Below are 16,645 nucleotides of genomic sequence, written 5' to 3'. Positions count from 1 at the left end.
AAGTTTTAAGGTGCCTATTTCGACACTTTTCCGTACTTTTACACGGCTGATTTCGACACTTTTCCGGATGAAAGCCGAATAATCACTTGGGAAACCAACGCCATCCGCGCGTCATTTCGCGGATGGCGCTTGATTTCTGTCCGTACACGTTGAGTCCGTACACGTTGATAGACTTCCTCTTGCCCGCAAGGAGCGGGCACGTTTTATCCAGAGTCGGGGTAGAGAGTTGGCTCCACGATCCCGACGCCAACCGGCCAAAAGGCACGGTGGCCCTGCCAACATCGATGAAAGGAGTCCGTATGGACAATTTCTCTGTGCGCAGCGAGCGCAACTTCCACAACCTGGCAGCCAAGCCAAAACGAATGCATCTTCTGGACGAGCCGAGCGGCTATGCCTCGGCCATGGTCAAGAACAGCCGCTCCCACCAGATGCGCTTCACGGTACAGAAGCTCGAGGAAGAGCTCTGCGCTGCTGGCAATCCGCATGTGCTACAGATTAAGTTGTTCGGAGACGATTTGCGTGAGCCGTCTAGCTGGAAGCTCTTTGCCGACGGCGCGTGCGTCGCAAGCGGCTCGGGCGACTTTGCCCGCGAGTGCTTCTGCGAGGGAGCTGAGGTGTTTCTGGACCTGTGTCGCGACGCCGTACGCACAGCCGAGCTGCGGCAGTGGAGCGAAAGGGAGTATGAGCTGTTGAGTGCGGCCCGCGGGATTGCGATGGTGTAGGCAGACAGACCAGACAGCTCGTCATACTGGTTGACGCTTCGATTCAAACAGCAGTGCGAAGTCGCGCTTACAGCCCTGCCATGCCAAACCGAATGGCGTTCTCAAAAGGCCTACCTTCCCTCCGCTTTCAACTTCAGCAGCAGATCGCTCAGCTCGGGGCACTTGCTGGAAAGGCGCGTCTGAGCTCGCTCGCCCATCCCCCATCGTTGGCGGATCTCCTGGGCGCGCGGGCTCACGCGGTAGTTCCCGTCCATCATCTGCTTGAGCAGCTTGGCGGTCACGCGCGCATCGGCTAAGGCGCTGTGGGCGTGACCCGTCGACTCGTCGAACTCGATGCCAAACCACGTTGCCGCGTCACTCAAAGAGACGCACCCGTGGCTGCCCACGTCCATGATCGAAGTGTAAAACGCCTGCAGGTCGGCCCAGTCCGTAGGAAATGCGGAAAGGTCCATGTGCTTTGCCTGGCACTCGGTCATAAGCTGTCGATGATCCGCCCCGCTCCAGCAAACTATCTGGGCGGAGTAGCGACCGATCCAATCGCTGAGTCTTTTGATCACCACATAGAGCGGATCAGCCATCGCGGTGTCCACGGCCGATATCCCCGTAAGCTCGCGGACGGGAAACGCAACGCCTTCGGTAAATTCTGTCTGCACAAACTGCGAGAACTCGCCCATAACGTTGCCGCGGTTATCGAGCTTAACCGCGCCGACCTCGATAATCTCGTTGCGCAACCCGCGGCGCTGGCGCTGCCTTGGCACCGGCGCAAACTCAAAGTCCAGCACGATCTGGCGCGCAAAGTTCGTCGTATCGATAGCCGAGATACCCGGCATCTTTTCAGCTGACACGGTTAGGGCCTTTCTCCGTCAACTGCCGCTTGTTACATAAGCGGCTACATTGCCGTAAGGATAGGCGCCCGTGCGGACACAAAAGCGGGGTGCAACGCCATGCGCCGGTCGCACGCCATGCAGACCGCCCCAAGAGAGTCGCCCGCTCTATTCAAATGCATGAAAAAGATTTAGGCCCGGTGACTTGAATCAGCGGTCATCCCGGGCCCATCAGAGCTCGTAGAGCTCTTGGTTGCTTTGGTCTCGCTCTTCACGGTGCTTATCGAACTTTCCGAGGCACTCAAGCAGCATTCGAAGCATAACAAGTCGCTGCCATTAAGGCACTGACCTCTTGACCAAGCAACGGCGCTGCCCAGCTCTTCACCACTTGGGCTGCCGTCGACTTTATTCTATCCGCGAGCATCTGGTTTACCAAATGGATTTTCGGTAAAGGAAGCACGGCACGCCCGCAAAACCACTACGCCCCAAGTGCCGCCATGGGGATCACCGCCACGCCGTCGTCGCGTGTGCAGGCAATGCTTCCCTTTCCAACCACAACCGCCAAAAACGCCGGCGCGGTATTCTAAGACGCGCTTTCCACTTGAAGCCATGTCGATTCTGGGACACAGTTTCCGCTTGAAGCCCATCCGGAAAGCACGTCCCATTCCGAGGCTTGAATCCGGGACGCAGTTTCCACTTGAGCTCCTGACGGGAAAGCACGTCCCACTCTGAAGCTCGATTCCGGAATACAGCTTCCGCCAGAGACCTCAACCGGAAACGGCATCCCACTCTGGAGCCAGAATCCGGGACGCATCTTCCTCTTGAGGACCGATCCGGAAAGTGCGTCCCAGTCTGAGCGCTCATTCCGGGATGCAATTTCCGCTGGCAGCCAGTACGACAACAGAGGGCCCCGTTCCAGCCATTCGAGGACAGGCTTTACCCCCGAGCAGCGTTATCCCGCCCTCACATCTCGGCAAACGAGATCAGCTTGACGTCTCCCCTACTCTCCGCGGCATCCCGACATCCCTGCGTAAAGCCGCTTTTTGAGAAAAGTGCATAGCTTTTTCGTTGCCGTCTAAAGAGCTCGCTTCGGTGCACGAGCTTTTGCAGCACGTCTTCGCCCGCCGGTTCATTGCGCCATTTGCACTCCGCAAACAGCGCAGCGCCCTCGCCATCGTCAACAATCAAGTCGATTTCTTCCTGCGTATGCGTGCGATTGTCCGTCCCCCACCAGCGCCCGACGCTCGCCGGAACCACATCGAGCTGGCCCGCGCGCGCGAGTTCGTACACGTATTGTCTGCATATAAGCTCAAAGACCGTACCCATGTAATCCGATACGTGCGGCTCAATGCGCTTATACGCCATCTCGGCCATATCGTTTTGAATCAGCCCAATGTTCTGCGGAACAAACTTGTACCAGAACCTAAACATCTGGTCGCTCAGCAGATACACGGCTCGCTTATTGCTCGTCTCGTTTAGGGGCAGCTCGCGCTCGACAATCCCAAGCGACGCCAGCTTATCCACATAGCTCTTTACGTTGCTCGCAGGGATTCCCGTAGAGCTCGCAATCTCCGAGATCTTCGAGCGCCCCTGAGCAATTGCTTGCACGATCGCATCATATTGCTCGGGATTGCGGCACTCTTGCAATAGCAGGTTACTCGGCTCTTCAAAGAGATAACCCGTAGGGGTAAGAAAAAGACGCTTGATGTTGTCCTTGAGCGGTGCGGCAGGATCGACTTTCTCGATATATGCAGGAATGCCACCCGTCATGCCATAGCAAACTGCAGCGTCTTCGCGACCCATGCTCTGCCACAACCCGAGGGTCGTCGTAAAATCGAGCGGCATGATCTTAAACTGGGCCGTACGCCTACCGTATAGTGGGCTCTCGTAGCCCAACACCTGTTCCTCCATAAACGAAAGAGACGAGCCGCATAGGATCAGCATGAGCCCGGTCTCTTTGTATAAGTGGTCGATCTTGTCTTGCAGCAACGAGCTGATTTCGGGATTCGATTGGGCGAGATAGGGATACTCGTCAATCACGACAACCAAACGTTCCGTGCGAGCCATGGTGGCCAATGCATCGAACGCTTCGTCAAAACTACGAAACGACACGCCTGTAGCACCAACCGAGCCTGCAAGTATCGCCTGGCTAAAGCCGTGCAGGTTTGCCTCCGCATTGGTACGACGAGCTTGAAAGTAAATAGCCTTCTTGCCTTGGATGAACTCTGTGATAAGACGCGTTTTGCCCACACGACGGCGGCCGTAAATCACAGGCATTTCAAAGGAGCCCGTGCCATACAGTCGATTGAGCTCGGACATTTCCACTGTTCTTCCGATAAACATAGGGCCATCCTTCCTCTACGTTATAGCTAGCTATATTATACCTTCCTATAATATAGCTAGCTATAACGTAATTCGACAAGCGGCGCACACGAAAGGGGCGGTACACCACCGCACGTGGACCGTTCCGGAAAATGCATCCCGTTCTGGAGCCAAAACTGGGCCGTAGTTTCCGCCAAGCATCCCATCCGGAAAGCGTGTCCCGTTCCGAGCGGCAATTCCGGGTCACAGTTTCCGCAGATACAAGGCGACAGTCCGCCGCCCTTATCACATGCCTTCAAATATGCGATCCAGAAACACAAAACAGCAGATAGAATGCTCTTTTTCAAAAAGTACACGTCCCGAAACTTACCAAGACTTCATATCCAGCTACCGTTCACGGTCGCCGATTACCGCCCACCGATTCAAACAAGAAATATGTCGTCAAAAGCAGGTCATCTACCTGCATGGTTAGATTTTGGTCAGCTTTTGGTCAGCTGAGCGGCAAGTTCCAGCTGATACGTTTTTGCTACCCAAAAGGAGGCGGTAGCTCATGACCCATTGCAATGACCAACTCATCGACCAGCTGCTCACTCAAGCCGAACAAGAGGGGCGCTGTCTGATTCCCCCGAGCACGGCGATCCGAAAAGCGCTCCTTCGGCGCATCGGCGACATGGTTGTCTCCCCCATGCCGGGACTGTTCGCGCGAAAAACGCGCTGGGATGAACTCAACCGAGCGCAACGCCATTGCGAGATTATCCGCGCCCTTGCGATCATCCATCCCGATTGGACGTTCTGCTCGTTTTCGGCAGCTTGCCTGCTGGGGCTCGAGATCTCGTGGCGACACCTGAACGTCGTGCATGTTTGCAGCTCGACAAAGCCGTCGGCTCGTCCGGGCGCACATATTCAGCGGCACCAGATTGAGCCGGCCGGAGCAATACGCAGAGCCGGCATATCGGTAACGCCGCCCATCCAAACGGCCACAGATTGCCTGCTGCAAACTGGTTTTGCCGACGGCATGCCCATTGCCGATTCGGCGATCTCAAAGCTCGGCCTTGCGCCGGAACAGCTGACGGAGGCCGTTGAGCAACGAGCGACTGCCCGCAATGGTCGCGCGATTCGCACCGCCCTCACAACGCTTCGATATGCCGACGCCCGCGCCGAGAGCGGCGGGGAATCGGTCGCCCGAGCCATCATGATCGAGACGGGCTTTGCGCCCGACTGGCTTCAATACGAGCTGACGGACCCCTTCGATTCGGCCAAGCCCATACGAACGGACTTTGCCTGGGAGCGCCAGGCGCGGGAACTCACGCTGGGCGAGCTCGACGGGCTCATCAAATATACCGACCAGACTATGCTGGCCGGACGCACCACCGCCGAGGCGCTCGTTGCCGAACGACAGCGCGAGGCGCATCTATCGCTCTACGGTCACCCTCTGCTGCGCTTTACCATCAGCGAGGTCCGCTCGGCAGGAGTGCTCGCCAAAAAGCTGCAGACGGCAGGCATCCGGCAGACCGCGCTGCCGACATGGCTCAACGAGGTGGACCTGTAGGAGCTGTTGAGCTTATGCCCGCCTGCCCATCAAACTGGGGCACACTTTCCAGTTGGCGGCACCGCGGAAACCATATCTCAGATTGAGTGCTCAGAATGGGATGCGCCTTCCATATGGCATACCTAGCGGAAACCGTGTCCCGGAATCAAGGCCCAGAACGGGACACGCTTTCCGGCTGAAGCGCCCAGCGGAAACTGCATCCCGGAATAGACGCTCAAACTGGGACGCAATTTCCGCTGAGGTTCCATCCGGAAACTGTGTCCCACTCCGAGCGTCTATTCTGGGATGAACTTTCCGCCAGAGGGTTCAGCCGGAAACGGCATCCCACTCTGAAGCGAAATTCTGGGACGCAGTTTCCGGTTGAGAGCTGTTCCGGAAAGTGCGTCCCATTCCAGGCGCGGATTCCGGGATGCACTTTCCGTTTGAAGCTCCAACCGGAAAGTGCATCCCACTCTGGAGCCAAATTCCGGGATGCGCTTTCCGCTAGAGGCTCAAAAGGAAAGCGCGTCCCATTCTGAGGCTTGAATCCGGAACACAGTTTCCGCTCCAAACAAAAGGCCCCGGCTCGCGATGGAGCCGGGGCCAAAGGTGCAGCATATACAGTTGGTGTTGTGCGCGAACAGCCCATCAGCAATGCCGTCTGCGCTCTACCCTACCCGCGGTGACGAGCGCGGCTGTACGGGGTATCCACCATGGGCAGATTTGGACGCAGCTTACCGTCAAACGCGCGGTAGGCGTTCTGCACGGCGGGCGCCGTGGGGATCGTTGCGATCTCGCCAATGCCCTTGCCGCCGTATGCCACGGGCAACAGCTCGTCCTTCTCCACGTAGATGGCGTGGATATCCGGAATCTCGGGCGCTCGGAACAGCCCGAGCGTGCCGTACCTGGCCTGGGGTACGCAGTCCTTGAGCGGCCAATCCTCGGTAAGCGCATAGCCCATACCCATGAGCACGCCGCCTTCGATCTGACCCTGGATGGAGATGGGGTTGACCACCTTGCCGGAATCGTGCGCGGCATAGACCTCGCTCACGCGGCCGTCATCATCCAGAATGACCACATGCGTGGCAAAACCGTAGCAGATGTGGCTCTTGGGGTTGGGAACGTCGGCACCCAGCTTGTCGGTCGGCTCCAGATACACGTAGCCAAACTCGCATCCCTCGAGTGCCTTGATGGCGGCCGCGGGATCCTGAGGATGCATGCCCTGGCCAGCGACGAGCTCCTGCGTGTGCAGCTGATAGGCGCGACCGTCGTCGTACTCGATCTTGACGCCGTCGCCATGCGCGCTCACGGGAGCGTCGGGTGCGGGCTTGCCGGCCTCGATGCCAACCATGGCATCGCGCAGCAGGAAGGCGGCACCGCGCACGGCCTCGCCGGTCACGACCGTCTGACGCGAGCCAGACGTGGTGCCGGAGTCGGGAGCGTTCTCGGTGGAGCACTCGCCGTTGGCGATGCAGCGAAGCGGCAGGCCACATGCCTCGGCAACGTCCTGCAAAAAGACGGTATTGCAACCCTGGCCGATGTCGGACGTGGCGGCATAGACCACGGCCACGCCATTCTCGATGCGAATCTTGCAGCGGCCGGCATCGGGCAGGCCCACGCCCACGCCGGCGTTCTTCATGGCGCAGGCGATACCGGCATGTCCAGGATGCGCGTAGTAGGCATCCTTGACCTCGAGCAGCGTCTCCTTCAGCGCCGTGGAGCAGTCGGCAATCTGGCCGTTGGGCAGAACCTCGCCCGGCTCGATGGCGTTACGGTAGCGGATCTCCCACGGATCCAGGCCGACCTTCTCGGCCAGCAGGTCGATCAGGCTCTCGAGCGCAAACTCGGACTGGCAAACGCCAAAGCCGCGGTACGCACCGGCGGGCGGGTTGTTGGTGTAGTAGCCAAAGCCGCGAATGTCGGTATTCTGGTACTTGTAGGGGCCGACGGCATGCGTGCAGGCGCGCTCGAGCACCGGGCCGCACAGCGACGCATAGGCGCCGGTGTCAAAATTGATCTCGCAATCCAGGCCGGTAAAGTTGCCCTCGGCGTCGCAGCCCAGCGTAAAGGTGCCGTCCATGGCGTGGCGCTTGGGATGGAACGCGAGCGACTCGGCGCGCGTGAGCTTGCACTTCACAGGACGCTGGAACTTATAGGCAGCGAGCGCGGCCAGGTGCTGGATGGACACGTCCTCCTTGCCGCCAAAGCCGCCACCCACGAGCATGGTCTCTACAACCACGCGCTCGGGTTCGCTATCCCACCCAAACATGTGGGCACACTCTTTGCGCGTGTCGTAGGCACCCTGGTCGGTCGACTGCACTTTGACGCCGTTCTTGTACGGGAAGGCGACGGCGCACTCGGGCTCCAAGAAGGCGTGCTCGGTAAAGGGCGTGGTAAAGCGCTGCGTCACGGTGAATGCGCTCTCCGCTAGCGCCTTGGCGGCGTCGCCACGCGTCACGTGACGGCTCTGGCATACGTTGTCCTTGAGCTCCACCGTGTTGCCAAAGGCAAAGAAGCTGTCGTGCAGGCGCGGGGCGTCGGCAGCCCTGGCCTCGGCGATGTTGCGCACGGGCTCCAGAGGCTCGTAATCAATCTTGACGAGCTTCTTGGCCTTCTCGAGCGTCGCCTCGTCCTCGGCGACTACCAAAACGATGGCGTCGCCCACGCAGCGGGTGATATCGCCCTGGGCGATCATGACGTCCCAGTCCTGGATAAGGTGGCCGACCTGGTTGACCGGCACGTCCTCGGCGCGCAGAATGCCCACCACACCGGGCAGGGCCTCGGCCTTGGAGGTGTCGATGGAGAGCACGCGGGCGCGCGGATACTTGGAGCGAACGGCGCTGGCATAGGTCAGGCCCGGCTGATCGAGCTCGTCGATGTCGTCGGGGTACTTGCCCTCGCCGAGCACCTTCTTGCGCACGTCGATACGGAAGGCGCGCTTGCCCACGCCGTAGTCGTCGCCGCGCTCCAGGTCCTCGTCGATCTGCTTTTCGCCGCGGAGCACCGCAGCTGCCAGCGAGATGCCTTCGATGATCTTCTTGTAGCCGGTGCAGCGGCAGACGTTACCGCGGATGGCGTACTTGATCTGCTCCTCGGTGGGCTCGGGATCCTCGGCGATGAGCGCTGCACCCGCCATGACCATGCCGGGAATGCAAAAACCGCACTGCACGGCGCCCACGGCGCCAAAGGCGTACACAAAGGCCTCGCGCACGTCCTCGGGCAGGCCCTCGACGGTCACGATGTTGCGGCCGGCGGCAAGAGCGGTGGTCAGCACGCACGCCTTGACGGCCGCACCGTCCACATGGATGGTGCAGGTGCCGCAGGCGCCCTCGGAGCAGCCGTCCTTGGCGGAGTGAATGTGCAGGTCGTCGCGCAGATAGCGCAGCAGTGGTTTATTCTCCGTCGTCGTGTGCTCGACACCGTTAACGGTAAAAGTGAATTCCTGTGCCATGGTGATTCCCTTCTACACGCCGGCGGCGATGCCGGTGCGGTCGTGGATGGCGCCATGCGGGCAGACGACGGCGCACATGCCGCACGACAAGCAGTCCACGCCGTCGATATGGGCGCAGTTGTCCTCGATGCGGATAGCGCCGGCAGGGCACTTTTTGGCGCACATACCGCAACCGATGCAGCTCGTGTCGCAGACCTTGCGCGCAATGGCACCCTTATCGGTGTTGTTGCAGCGCACCAGAATGTTCTGGTAGCCGGGGACGAAGGCAATCACGCGCTGCGGGCACGCCATGCCGCACAGGCCACAGCCCGTGCACTTGGAGCGGTCCACGCGGGCGATGCCATCGACCAGCGCAATGGCGCCGTGGGGGCAGGCCGTGACGCAGGCGCCACAGCCAATGCAGCCTTCACTGCAGTGGGCGTCGCCGCCTGCGGAGGCGCAACCGCTTCCGCAGGCAACGTAGGCCACATTATGTTGAATGGATTTGGCCATAGGAGACTCGCCTATTTCTTAAGAAGGTACGGATAGTTGTCGCGCACAGCCCTGATGGTCAGGCGGACGGCCTCGGGAAGACCGGTGTTGACGGCATCGACCGAGACGGTGCGGACCGTGCCGGCGACGCGAACCTTAAAGTGGTCCTCGTCCACGGCCAGGAAGCCCTCGTTCTCGGAGTTCTCCATGTCCTGCTCGCTCCAGAACAGGGTGAGCTTGTCCTTGTAGGGACGACCCTCCTGGTAAGGGCAGAACACGGCGCAGTTGCCGCACTCGTTGCACATGCCGTCGACATGGACGACCTGATGCTTGGCCAGGCCCGGCACCTTAATTGCCACGTTGGCGCGGTTGGGGCACACGTCGCAGCAGACCTCGCACACCGAGCCGCAGCCCAGGCAGCGAGTCTTGGTGCAGTTGCGCTTGTCGCGGCACAGCGACCCCTTGCGCTCGTAGCAGGTATCCTCGCGACCGGCCTGAGCATTCTGGTCGGCGTACTTGTTAAAGTCCACACCGGCGATGGCACGGGCGACCTCGGCGGCGTCGGCAATAGCCTCGACCACGGTAGCAGGACCGCGACGGCAGTCACCTGCAGCCCAGACGCCCTCGACGCCGGTGGAGGTGGCGGCAAGACGGCCGCGACGGTCGTGCTCGACGCCCGCGGCATCGTACAGGCTGGCATCGATGCCCTCGCCCACGGCGCAGATCACCGTGGTGGCGGAAAGCTCGACGGTCTCGCCCGTGGCGACGGGGCTGCGACGGCCGCTTGCATCCGGCTCGCCAAGCTCCATAACGTCGCAGGTCAGCACGGCGCCGTTAAGCGCCTTGGGGGCCAGCAGCTCGCAGAACTCAACACCGTCGGCAAGAGCAAGATCAAGCTCTTCCTCATCAGCGGGCATCTGCTTCTTGGTGCGGCGGTAGACCAGGCGCACGTTCTTCACGCCGGCCAGGCGCTTGGCCACGCGGGCCGCGTCCATGGCGGTGTTGCCGGCGCCAATGACCACGACGTCCTCGCCCAGCTCGAGCTTCTCGCCCTTCTTGGCGGCCTCGAGGAACTCCAGCACGTCGAGCTCGGCGCCCTCGCCCAAGCCCGCAGAGCCGGGCATCCAGGCACCGGTGGCCACGACCACGTCAGTAAAGCCTTGAGCCTTGAGTTCGTCGATGGAATCCACGCGAGCGTTGAGCTGCACCTTGGCGCCAAAGGCCAGGCAGAGCTCAGCATCGTGGGAGATATCGTCGCTCGCGATACGGAACTCGGGAATCACGTGACGGACCACGCCGCCGAGAGAGTCGCGGGCCTCGAAGATGGTGACGGGCACGCCGGCGCGCGTCAGGAAGAACGCCGTCGCCAGACCGGCCGGGCCGCCGCCGATAACGGCAACGTTGCGCTCGCCGTCGTTGGCGATGGCCTGGGCGCGCAACTTGGGCAGCACGGCGGTCATGGCCTCACGGGCGGCCTTGAGCTTGCTGGCGCGGATCTGGGCGCCCTCGGGCTCGTAGAATGCACGCTCGCAGGCACGGCCGCAAGGATGCGGGCAGATGGTGCCGGTAATGAACGGCAGGGCGTTGCGCTCGATGATGATGTTGAGTGCGTCCTCGTAGCGGCCCTCGTCAACAGCCGCCAGATAGGCGGGAATATCCTGCTGGATGGGGCAGCTCGTGCGGCACGGCGGGGTAAAGCAGTCGGAAAGCGGGCTCTTGCCGGCGACCTTGCGGTCGGGCAGCGGGCGCAGCGGCTTCTTGTAGAGCGGATTGGTGAGCGAGTCGGTCTGAATCGCAGTCACGGCCTCGAGAGAGACGCCCGCGAACGGCTTGCCGTCCAGGTCGGTAAACTCGCCGGCCATCTGGCTAAAGCGCTCGTAGCCACCAGGCTTGAGCACGTCGGTCGCCAGGGTGACGGGCCAAATGCCGGCATCGTACAGGGCGCGGATGTTGTAGACCGTGGCACCGCCGGAGTAGCTGATGCGCAGTTTGCCATCAAACTGCTCGGTAATGCGGCGGGCAGCCTCGATGGTCAGCGAGAACAGCGAACGGCCGGACATGTACATCTCGGTGGAGGGCAGCTCGTTCCTCGTCACGTCGACGGGGAACGTGTTGGTCAGCTTGACGCCAAACTCCAGGCCGCGCTCGGCGCACAGGGCAATCAGGCGCTCGAACATAGGCACGGCATCGGCCCACTGCAGGTCCTCGCGGAAGTGCGTGTCATCGAAGACGATGTAGTCAAAGCCCAGCTCGTTGAGGCGCTGGCGGGCAAACTCATAGCCCAGCAGCGTGGGGTTGCACTTGATGTAGGTGTTGAGACCCTTCTCGGTAATCAGATAGGTCGCGATGCGCTCGATCTCCGCCGGCGGGCAGCCATGCAGCGTGGACTCGGTAATGGAGTTGGAGACGCGCGCCGGGATGGACTCGACAAACGCGGCATCGATATGCTCAAACTTGTCCAGGTTGGCGAGCGCCCATGTGCGGCACTCGTTCCAGACGTCAGAGCCGCTGGCGTCCTTCATGCCCTCGATGTAGACGTCGACCTTGGGGCTCTTAATACCCTCCAGGTCATAGCCCACGGACATGTTAAAGACAAAGCCGTCCGGGCTGCCCAGACCATACTCGCGGGCAATCAGGTGGCAGGCAAACCATGCCTTCACGTACTCGGCAAAGGCCTGCGGAACCTCGAGCTCGGTCGACCACTCGCAGTTGTAGCACTCGTCCTGCGCCACGATGCAGGGCTTGTTCACACACTTGGAGAGCTCCTCGCCGTCCATCACCTGAACGGTCTTGAGCTCAAAGAAGCGGGAACCGGCCACGTAGGATGCCACGATGTTCTGGGCCAGCTGCGTATTGGGACCGGCGGCCGGGCCAAACGGAGTCTCGATGCGCTCGTCAAAAATGGGAAGCGCGCCCTCCTGGTTGGTCGTGACCATCTTGCGCACGCCAAAGACGGCGCCCTGAGTCTTGTGCTCCTCGATGATCCAGTTCATCAGCTGCGAAAACGGGATCGGCCTCATGATGTCGCTCATAATGAGCTCCTCTCTGTAACGCCCGGCGAGACCGCGCGACGGGCGCAAATACGGTGTAGCGCTAGCACAGCGCCGGCGACCCCGCGGAGGTCGTCTATACGCGCGTCGGATGCGGCGAAACATCCGACGCGCGTGAATCTACTTGTAATTAGTAGGCGCGATCGTTGAGCGTGCTCCAAAGCTTCTTGGACTCAGCCATGGTCCACGCGTTGATCTTGTCCTCATCAATGCCAACGAACTCGCGATCCTTGTACAGGACGCGGCCGTTGATGATGGTGGTGCGGCAGTTTTTGCCCATCATGCCAAAGAGCATGTGACCGTCGATGTTCTCCTCGCTCAGCGGCGTAAAGGGCTTGTAGTCCATAACGATAACGTCGGCAGCGGCGCCGGCCTCGAGCACACCGAGCTTGCGATCGAAGTACTTGCTCGCCATCTTGGCGTTGTTCTCGAACAGCATGGTCATGGCCTCGCACCAGCCCACGTTGGGCATGGCAGCGTTGTGGCGCTGAATGATCAGGAAGACCTTAAGGCTCTCGAGCATATCGTGGGTGTAGGCGTCGGTGCCCATGCACACGGGGATGCCGCGGCGGAAGAACTCGAGCACGGGGGCGCAGCCCACGGCGTTGCCCATATTGGATTCGGGGTTGTTGACGAGCCAAGTGCCGGACTCCTTGACGATATCCATCTCGGCAGGCGTCACGTGGATGCAGTGGCCGAGCATGGTGTCGGGACCCAGCAGGTTGTGCTGCAGCAGGCGCTCGACGGGGCTGATACCACCGCGGTTGAGGCGGGAATCCCACACGTCGTTCATGCCCTCGCACACATGGATGTGGAAGCCGGTCAGGCCGTTGTTGGCCTCGGCCATCTTATCCATGGTCTCGTCCGAAAGCGTAAAGGTGGCATGTCCGCCAAACATGGCAGCGATCATGTGGTTGTCGTTATCGCGACGCTCCTTGGCGGCCCACTGGGCAAATTCGGCGTTCTCGGCAATGGCCTGGTCGCATTTTTCCTGGCCACGGCGATCGGAAACCTCGTAGCACAGGCACGAACGCATGCCCAGCTCCTGAGCTGCATCCTTAATGGTAAAGAGGCTTCCCGGGATCTCACAGAAGCTCGCGTGATGATCGAAGATCGTGGTGACGCCATCGCGGATGGAGTCCAGAATCGTGGCATAGGCGCTGGCCTTGGTGCCGTCGAGCGTCAGGTTGTCGTCGATCTTCCACCACTGCTGCTCAAGATTCTCCAGGAAGTTGGTGGGGTTGCAGCCCTTAATGGCGAGCCCGCGGGCCAGACCCGAGTAGATGTGGGTGTGGCAGTTGATAAGTCCGGGCATGATGAGGTTGCCCCGGGCATCGACGTACTCGGCATCCGGGTACTTGGCCTTGAGCTCGCGCTCGGGGCCCACTTCGACGATCGTATCTCCGTCAATGGCGACCGCACCGTTTGGAATGAACGGGGTCTGAGCGTTGCGGGTAAAGACGGAACCGTTAGCGACCAGAAGCATGGATGCTCCCTTCAACATCAGAGGCGGGGTTTGACACCTCTGACATGGCGGAGTGCGAAGCGCCGGCCTACACCGGAAACGGGCCCTCTCCCGTCAACGCTTCACCAAAGGGACAAGCCCTTTGAAGTGCGGCTTGGCGCCGCATGGCGTCGGCGGACGAGGCGATGCGTCCGCCGACGAATAGCACCAAATTGGTTACTTCTTGCTCTCGGGCAAGACCAGATCCACGGCAGCGTCTTTGGCGGCATCGATGTGCTGAGCCACGACCGGCGTCTGCGGAAGGATCAGGTTGAGCACGATGGCCATGATGGCGGTGGGGGTTACGGCATTGGAGCCGATGACGGTGGACACCCAGGTGGGCATACCCTCGCCGGCAAGGCAACCGCTGGCCATCCAGATACCCAGGCCAAAGACGACGGAGGTGCCGACGATGGTGGTAGTGCGCTGCGTGAGGCCCTCGCGGGTGAACATGCGCACGCCGTTCATGGTGATGGTGCCAAAGACGCCGACGGTCGCGCCGCCGATGACGGGCTGCGGGATAGCGGAAAGGACGGCAGAGAGCTGCGGGAACAGACCGGCGATGGCAAAGACGGCCGCGATGATCACAAAGACCCACTTGTTGACGACCTTGTTGGAGCAGATGATGCCCACGTTCTGGCCAAGGGCGCTGGTGGGAAGACCGCCCAGCAGACCGCCGACCATAGAGGTGAGGCCCTGGGACACGATGGCGCCGGAGAGCTCGCGCTCGGTGGGCATACGGTCGATGGAGCCCAGGCAGGCAGCGGAGACGTCGCCGATAACCTGGATGGCAACCATGGGGAACACGACGGCGAGGGTAATGCAGACCTCGGGATCAAACTCGAGCGCGTAGGGCATGAGCTTGGGAAGGGCGAAGACCTGAGCGGTGGCGACGCTGGAGAAGTCGATCATGCCAAAGGGGATGGAGACGATCATGCCAACGATCATGCCAAAGAACACGGATCCCAACTTGAGCGTGCCCTTGCCAAAGTTGGCGAGCGCAAAGACCACGGCGAAGGTGATAAGAGCAACGCACCAGGCCTGCGGGGTGCCCCACAGCGGCGTACCCATACCGCCGGCCATGTACTTGACGGCCGTGGGATAGAGAGAGACGCCAATGGAGAAGATGACCGTACCGGTCACGACGGGCGGGAACAGCCACTTGATCTTGCTGTAGGCCAGACCAAAGAGGACCGCGACGGCGCCGCCGACGATCTCGCCACCCAGCAGCGCACCAAAGCTAAAGCCCGAGGCACCCATGGCCTGCAGGGCCGGCAGGAACGCGAACGAAACGCCCATGACGATGGGCAGGCCGCCGCCGATGCGACGGAAGGGAGCGAAGGCCTGAAGGGCCGTGTCGATCGCCGAAAGAATGAGCGCGACCTGGATGATGTCGGTACTCTGCTGGCTATTAAAGCCGTAGACGCCGGCCATGATGACCGCCGGGGTAATGATGCCGGCAAACGATGCCAGTACGTGCTGAAGGGCACACGGGATCATTTCCTTAACGGGAGGCATGCCTTCGCGAGTGAACAGGGCTTCAGTGCCGTTCGTAACCGTCTCCTGGGTCATTTGACCACCAATCCTCGAAGTAGTTGTTTTCGCATCTAACGCTCTATTGTGACGCAGTGCGGGGTTGAGGTTGTGCCTTCATTGCATATCGTATTAAAGATGATTCTCATTCTCAATAATAATTTTTTGTTATCAGACTATTCTTCAGCTGAAATAACACATTTCCGCAGGTCAGAAAAGTGTCTGGTCAAAATAACATCTAACATTTCTTTTGGTCAACCGTTTACCGCTAAATTCCTACCGTTCGTCTGCATTACGCAATGTACCTGCGGATATACGAGATGATGGGCAGCGTGTTACCATGAGAAAAAATTGTTATGAACATTTCCGATTTCACCCAAAGGAGTTGCCCGTGAACGAGACCGTACGTCGCTTTTTGCCGATGGTCGATTTTCTGGAGCAGATACTCGGCAAGAACAGCGAAATCGTGCTGCACGATTTCTCGGATCCCGACCACGCCATCGTCGATATTCGCAACGGCATCGTGAGCGGCCGCAAGGTCGGCGGTCCCGCCACCGATCTGGCACTCAAGATCATGCACGACGCCAAGTATCGCGACCTGCCGTTTATTACGGGCTACGAGGGGCGCGGTGCCGGCGGCAAAACGTTGGAGTCAGCGACGTACTTTATCCGCGAGAATGACAAGATCGTCGGTATGCTCTGCGTCAACACCGACCTTTCGACCGTGCGCTCCATCAACGCCATGGCGCAGCAGCTCATGGCGTGCTTCGACGCGGCGCCGACGCGCACGGAGCCCGCCCCTATCGAGGTCGAAAGCCTTTCGGAGTCTACACAGGAGCTCATCGACCGCAGCATTGCCGAGTTGCTGAGCGCGCGCGGGCTGGATGTAGCGTCGCTTGGTCAGAGCGACCGCGTGGACGTCATTCGCCACCTCAACGGTAACGGGGTGTTCATGCTCAAGGGCGCCGTGGCCTGCGCCGCCGCCGCGCTGGGCATCTCAGAGCCCAGCGTCTACCGCTACCTGCAAAAAGTCCGCAAGGAAGGCTAACGAGCAAAATGAAGCGCGGCTCCACAAGCGATCCGTCACTTGACAAAAGACCCTGCAGCTCGCACTGAACTGCGCCCCAAATCTTGGACGCCCTAAATAGCGACTAGGCCGCAAGGGCCTGATTCCGGTACTCCTCCGGGGTCAGGCCCTTCAATCTTACCTGCCTCCGGCTCGTGTTCCAGTGGACTATGT

10 protein-coding genes and 1 riboswitch are annotated in these 16,645 nt (G+C 60.5%); of the genes, 3 read left to right on the top strand and 7 right to left on the bottom strand.

Features of this window, described 5'->3' with window-relative positions; genetic code table 11:
- The first annotated feature begins 200 nt into the window (after positions 1–200).
- Positions 201–291, top strand: a riboswitch (SAM riboswitch).
- A gap of 8 nt (positions 292–299) precedes the next feature.
- Positions 300–722 (top strand): hypothetical protein, encoded by a 423-nt coding sequence (locus AAAX75_RS08790; RefSeq protein WP_349091910.1) that lies wholly within the window; start codon positions 300–302, stop codon positions 720–722.
- Positions 723–832: 110 nt separating this feature from the next.
- Here AAAX75_RS08790 and AAAX75_RS08785 read toward each other — a convergent pair whose 3' ends face one another.
- Both AAAX75_RS08785 and AAAX75_RS08780 read right to left on the bottom strand, forming a co-directional pair.
- Positions 833–1,567 carry a 3'-5' exonuclease gene (locus tag AAAX75_RS08785; protein WP_260698752.1) on the bottom strand — a complete coding sequence of 245 codons (735 nt, stop codon included), beginning with the start codon at positions 1,565–1,567 and terminating at the stop codon, positions 833–835.
- Positions 1,568–2,509: 942 nt separating this feature from the next.
- Positions 2,510–3,889 carry an ATP-binding protein gene (locus AAAX75_RS08780; protein WP_349091909.1) on the bottom strand — a complete coding sequence of 460 codons (1,380 nt, stop codon included), beginning with the start codon at positions 3,887–3,889 and terminating at the stop codon, positions 2,510–2,512.
- A gap of 529 nt (positions 3,890–4,418) precedes the next feature.
- Here AAAX75_RS08780 and AAAX75_RS08775 point away from each other — a divergent pair.
- Positions 4,419–5,417 carry a hypothetical protein gene (locus AAAX75_RS08775; RefSeq protein ID WP_349091908.1) on the top strand — a complete coding sequence of 333 codons (999 nt, stop codon included), beginning with the start codon at positions 4,419–4,421 and terminating at the stop codon, positions 5,415–5,417.
- Positions 5,418–6,069: 652 nt separating this feature from the next.
- On the opposite strand, the gene xdh is transcribed toward AAAX75_RS08775, so the two are convergent.
- The 5 genes from xdh to AAAX75_RS08750 all read right to left on the bottom strand — a co-directional run bounded on the left by xdh (position 6,070) and on the right by AAAX75_RS08750 (position 15,444).
- Positions 6,070–8,847 carry a selenium-dependent xanthine dehydrogenase gene (xdh, locus tag AAAX75_RS08770; protein ID WP_349091907.1) on the bottom strand — a complete coding sequence of 926 codons (2,778 nt, stop codon included), beginning with the start codon at positions 8,845–8,847 and terminating at the stop codon, positions 6,070–6,072.
- A 12-nt stretch (positions 8,848–8,859) separates the two neighbouring features.
- Complete coding sequence (locus AAAX75_RS08765; RefSeq protein WP_055309382.1) at positions 8,860–9,339, bottom strand: 4Fe-4S binding protein; 480 nt, start codon at positions 9,337–9,339, stop codon at positions 8,860–8,862.
- Between the two features lie 11 nt (positions 9,340–9,350).
- A complete protein-coding gene (gene ygfK / locus AAAX75_RS08760) occupies positions 9,351–12,350 on the bottom strand; it encodes a putative selenate reductase subunit YgfK (RefSeq protein ID WP_349091906.1) in 3,000 nt (999 codons plus the stop codon).
- Positions 12,351–12,498: 148 nt separating this feature from the next.
- Entirely contained in the window at positions 12,499–13,854 is a 1,356-nt protein-coding gene (ssnA, locus tag AAAX75_RS08755) for a putative aminohydrolase SsnA (RefSeq protein ID WP_349091905.1), read from the bottom strand.
- 195 nt (positions 13,855–14,049) lie between these two features.
- Positions 14,050–15,444, bottom strand: a complete 1,395-nt coding sequence (locus tag AAAX75_RS08750; protein ID WP_035137475.1) for a solute carrier family 23 protein — start codon at positions 15,442–15,444, stop codon at positions 14,050–14,052.
- Between the two features lie 352 nt (positions 15,445–15,796).
- Between AAAX75_RS08750 and AAAX75_RS08745 the strand changes: the two genes are divergently transcribed.
- On the top strand, positions 15,797–16,453 hold the full coding sequence (locus AAAX75_RS08745; RefSeq protein WP_349091904.1) for a PAS domain-containing protein: 657 nt from the start codon (positions 15,797–15,799) through the stop codon (positions 16,451–16,453).
- Positions 16,454–16,645: the final 192 nt, after the last annotated feature.

The organism is Collinsella sp. CLA-ER-H7 (genome assembly GCF_040092345.1).
In the GTDB taxonomy this organism is placed as follows: domain Bacteria; phylum Actinomycetota; class Coriobacteriia; order Coriobacteriales; family Coriobacteriaceae; genus Collinsella.
The sequence above is the reverse complement of the archived record's forward strand: the minus strand, read 5'-3'. Positions and strand labels throughout refer to the sequence as shown.

What these genes read in the sequence shown, in the direction of transcription:
- AAAX75_RS08790 (WP_349091910.1), top strand. Translation starts at nt 300, where the DNA reads ATGGACAATTTCTCTGTGCGCAGCGAGCGCAACTTCCACAACCTGGCA.
- AAAX75_RS08780 (WP_349091909.1), bottom strand. Translation starts at nt 3,889, where the DNA reads ATGTTTATCGGAAGAACAGTGGAAATGTCCGAGCTCAATCGACTGTAT.
- ssnA (WP_349091905.1), bottom strand. Translation starts at nt 13,854, where the DNA reads ATGCTTCTGGTCGCTAACGGTTCCGTCTTTACCCGCAACGCTCAGACC.
- ygfK (WP_349091906.1), bottom strand. Translation starts at nt 12,350, where the DNA reads ATGAGCGACATCATGAGGCCGATCCCGTTTTCGCAGCTGATGAACTGG.
- AAAX75_RS08765 (WP_055309382.1), bottom strand. Translation starts at nt 9,339, where the DNA reads ATGGCCAAATCCATTCAACATAATGTGGCCTACGTTGCCTGCGGAAGC.
- AAAX75_RS08750 (WP_035137475.1), bottom strand. Translation starts at nt 15,444, where the DNA reads ATGACCCAGGAGACGGTTACGAACGGCACTGAAGCCCTGTTCACTCGC.
- xdh (WP_349091907.1), bottom strand. Translation starts at nt 8,847, where the DNA reads ATGGCACAGGAATTCACTTTTACCGTTAACGGTGTCGAGCACACGACG.
- AAAX75_RS08775 (WP_349091908.1), top strand. Translation starts at nt 4,419, where the DNA reads ATGACCCATTGCAATGACCAACTCATCGACCAGCTGCTCACTCAAGCC.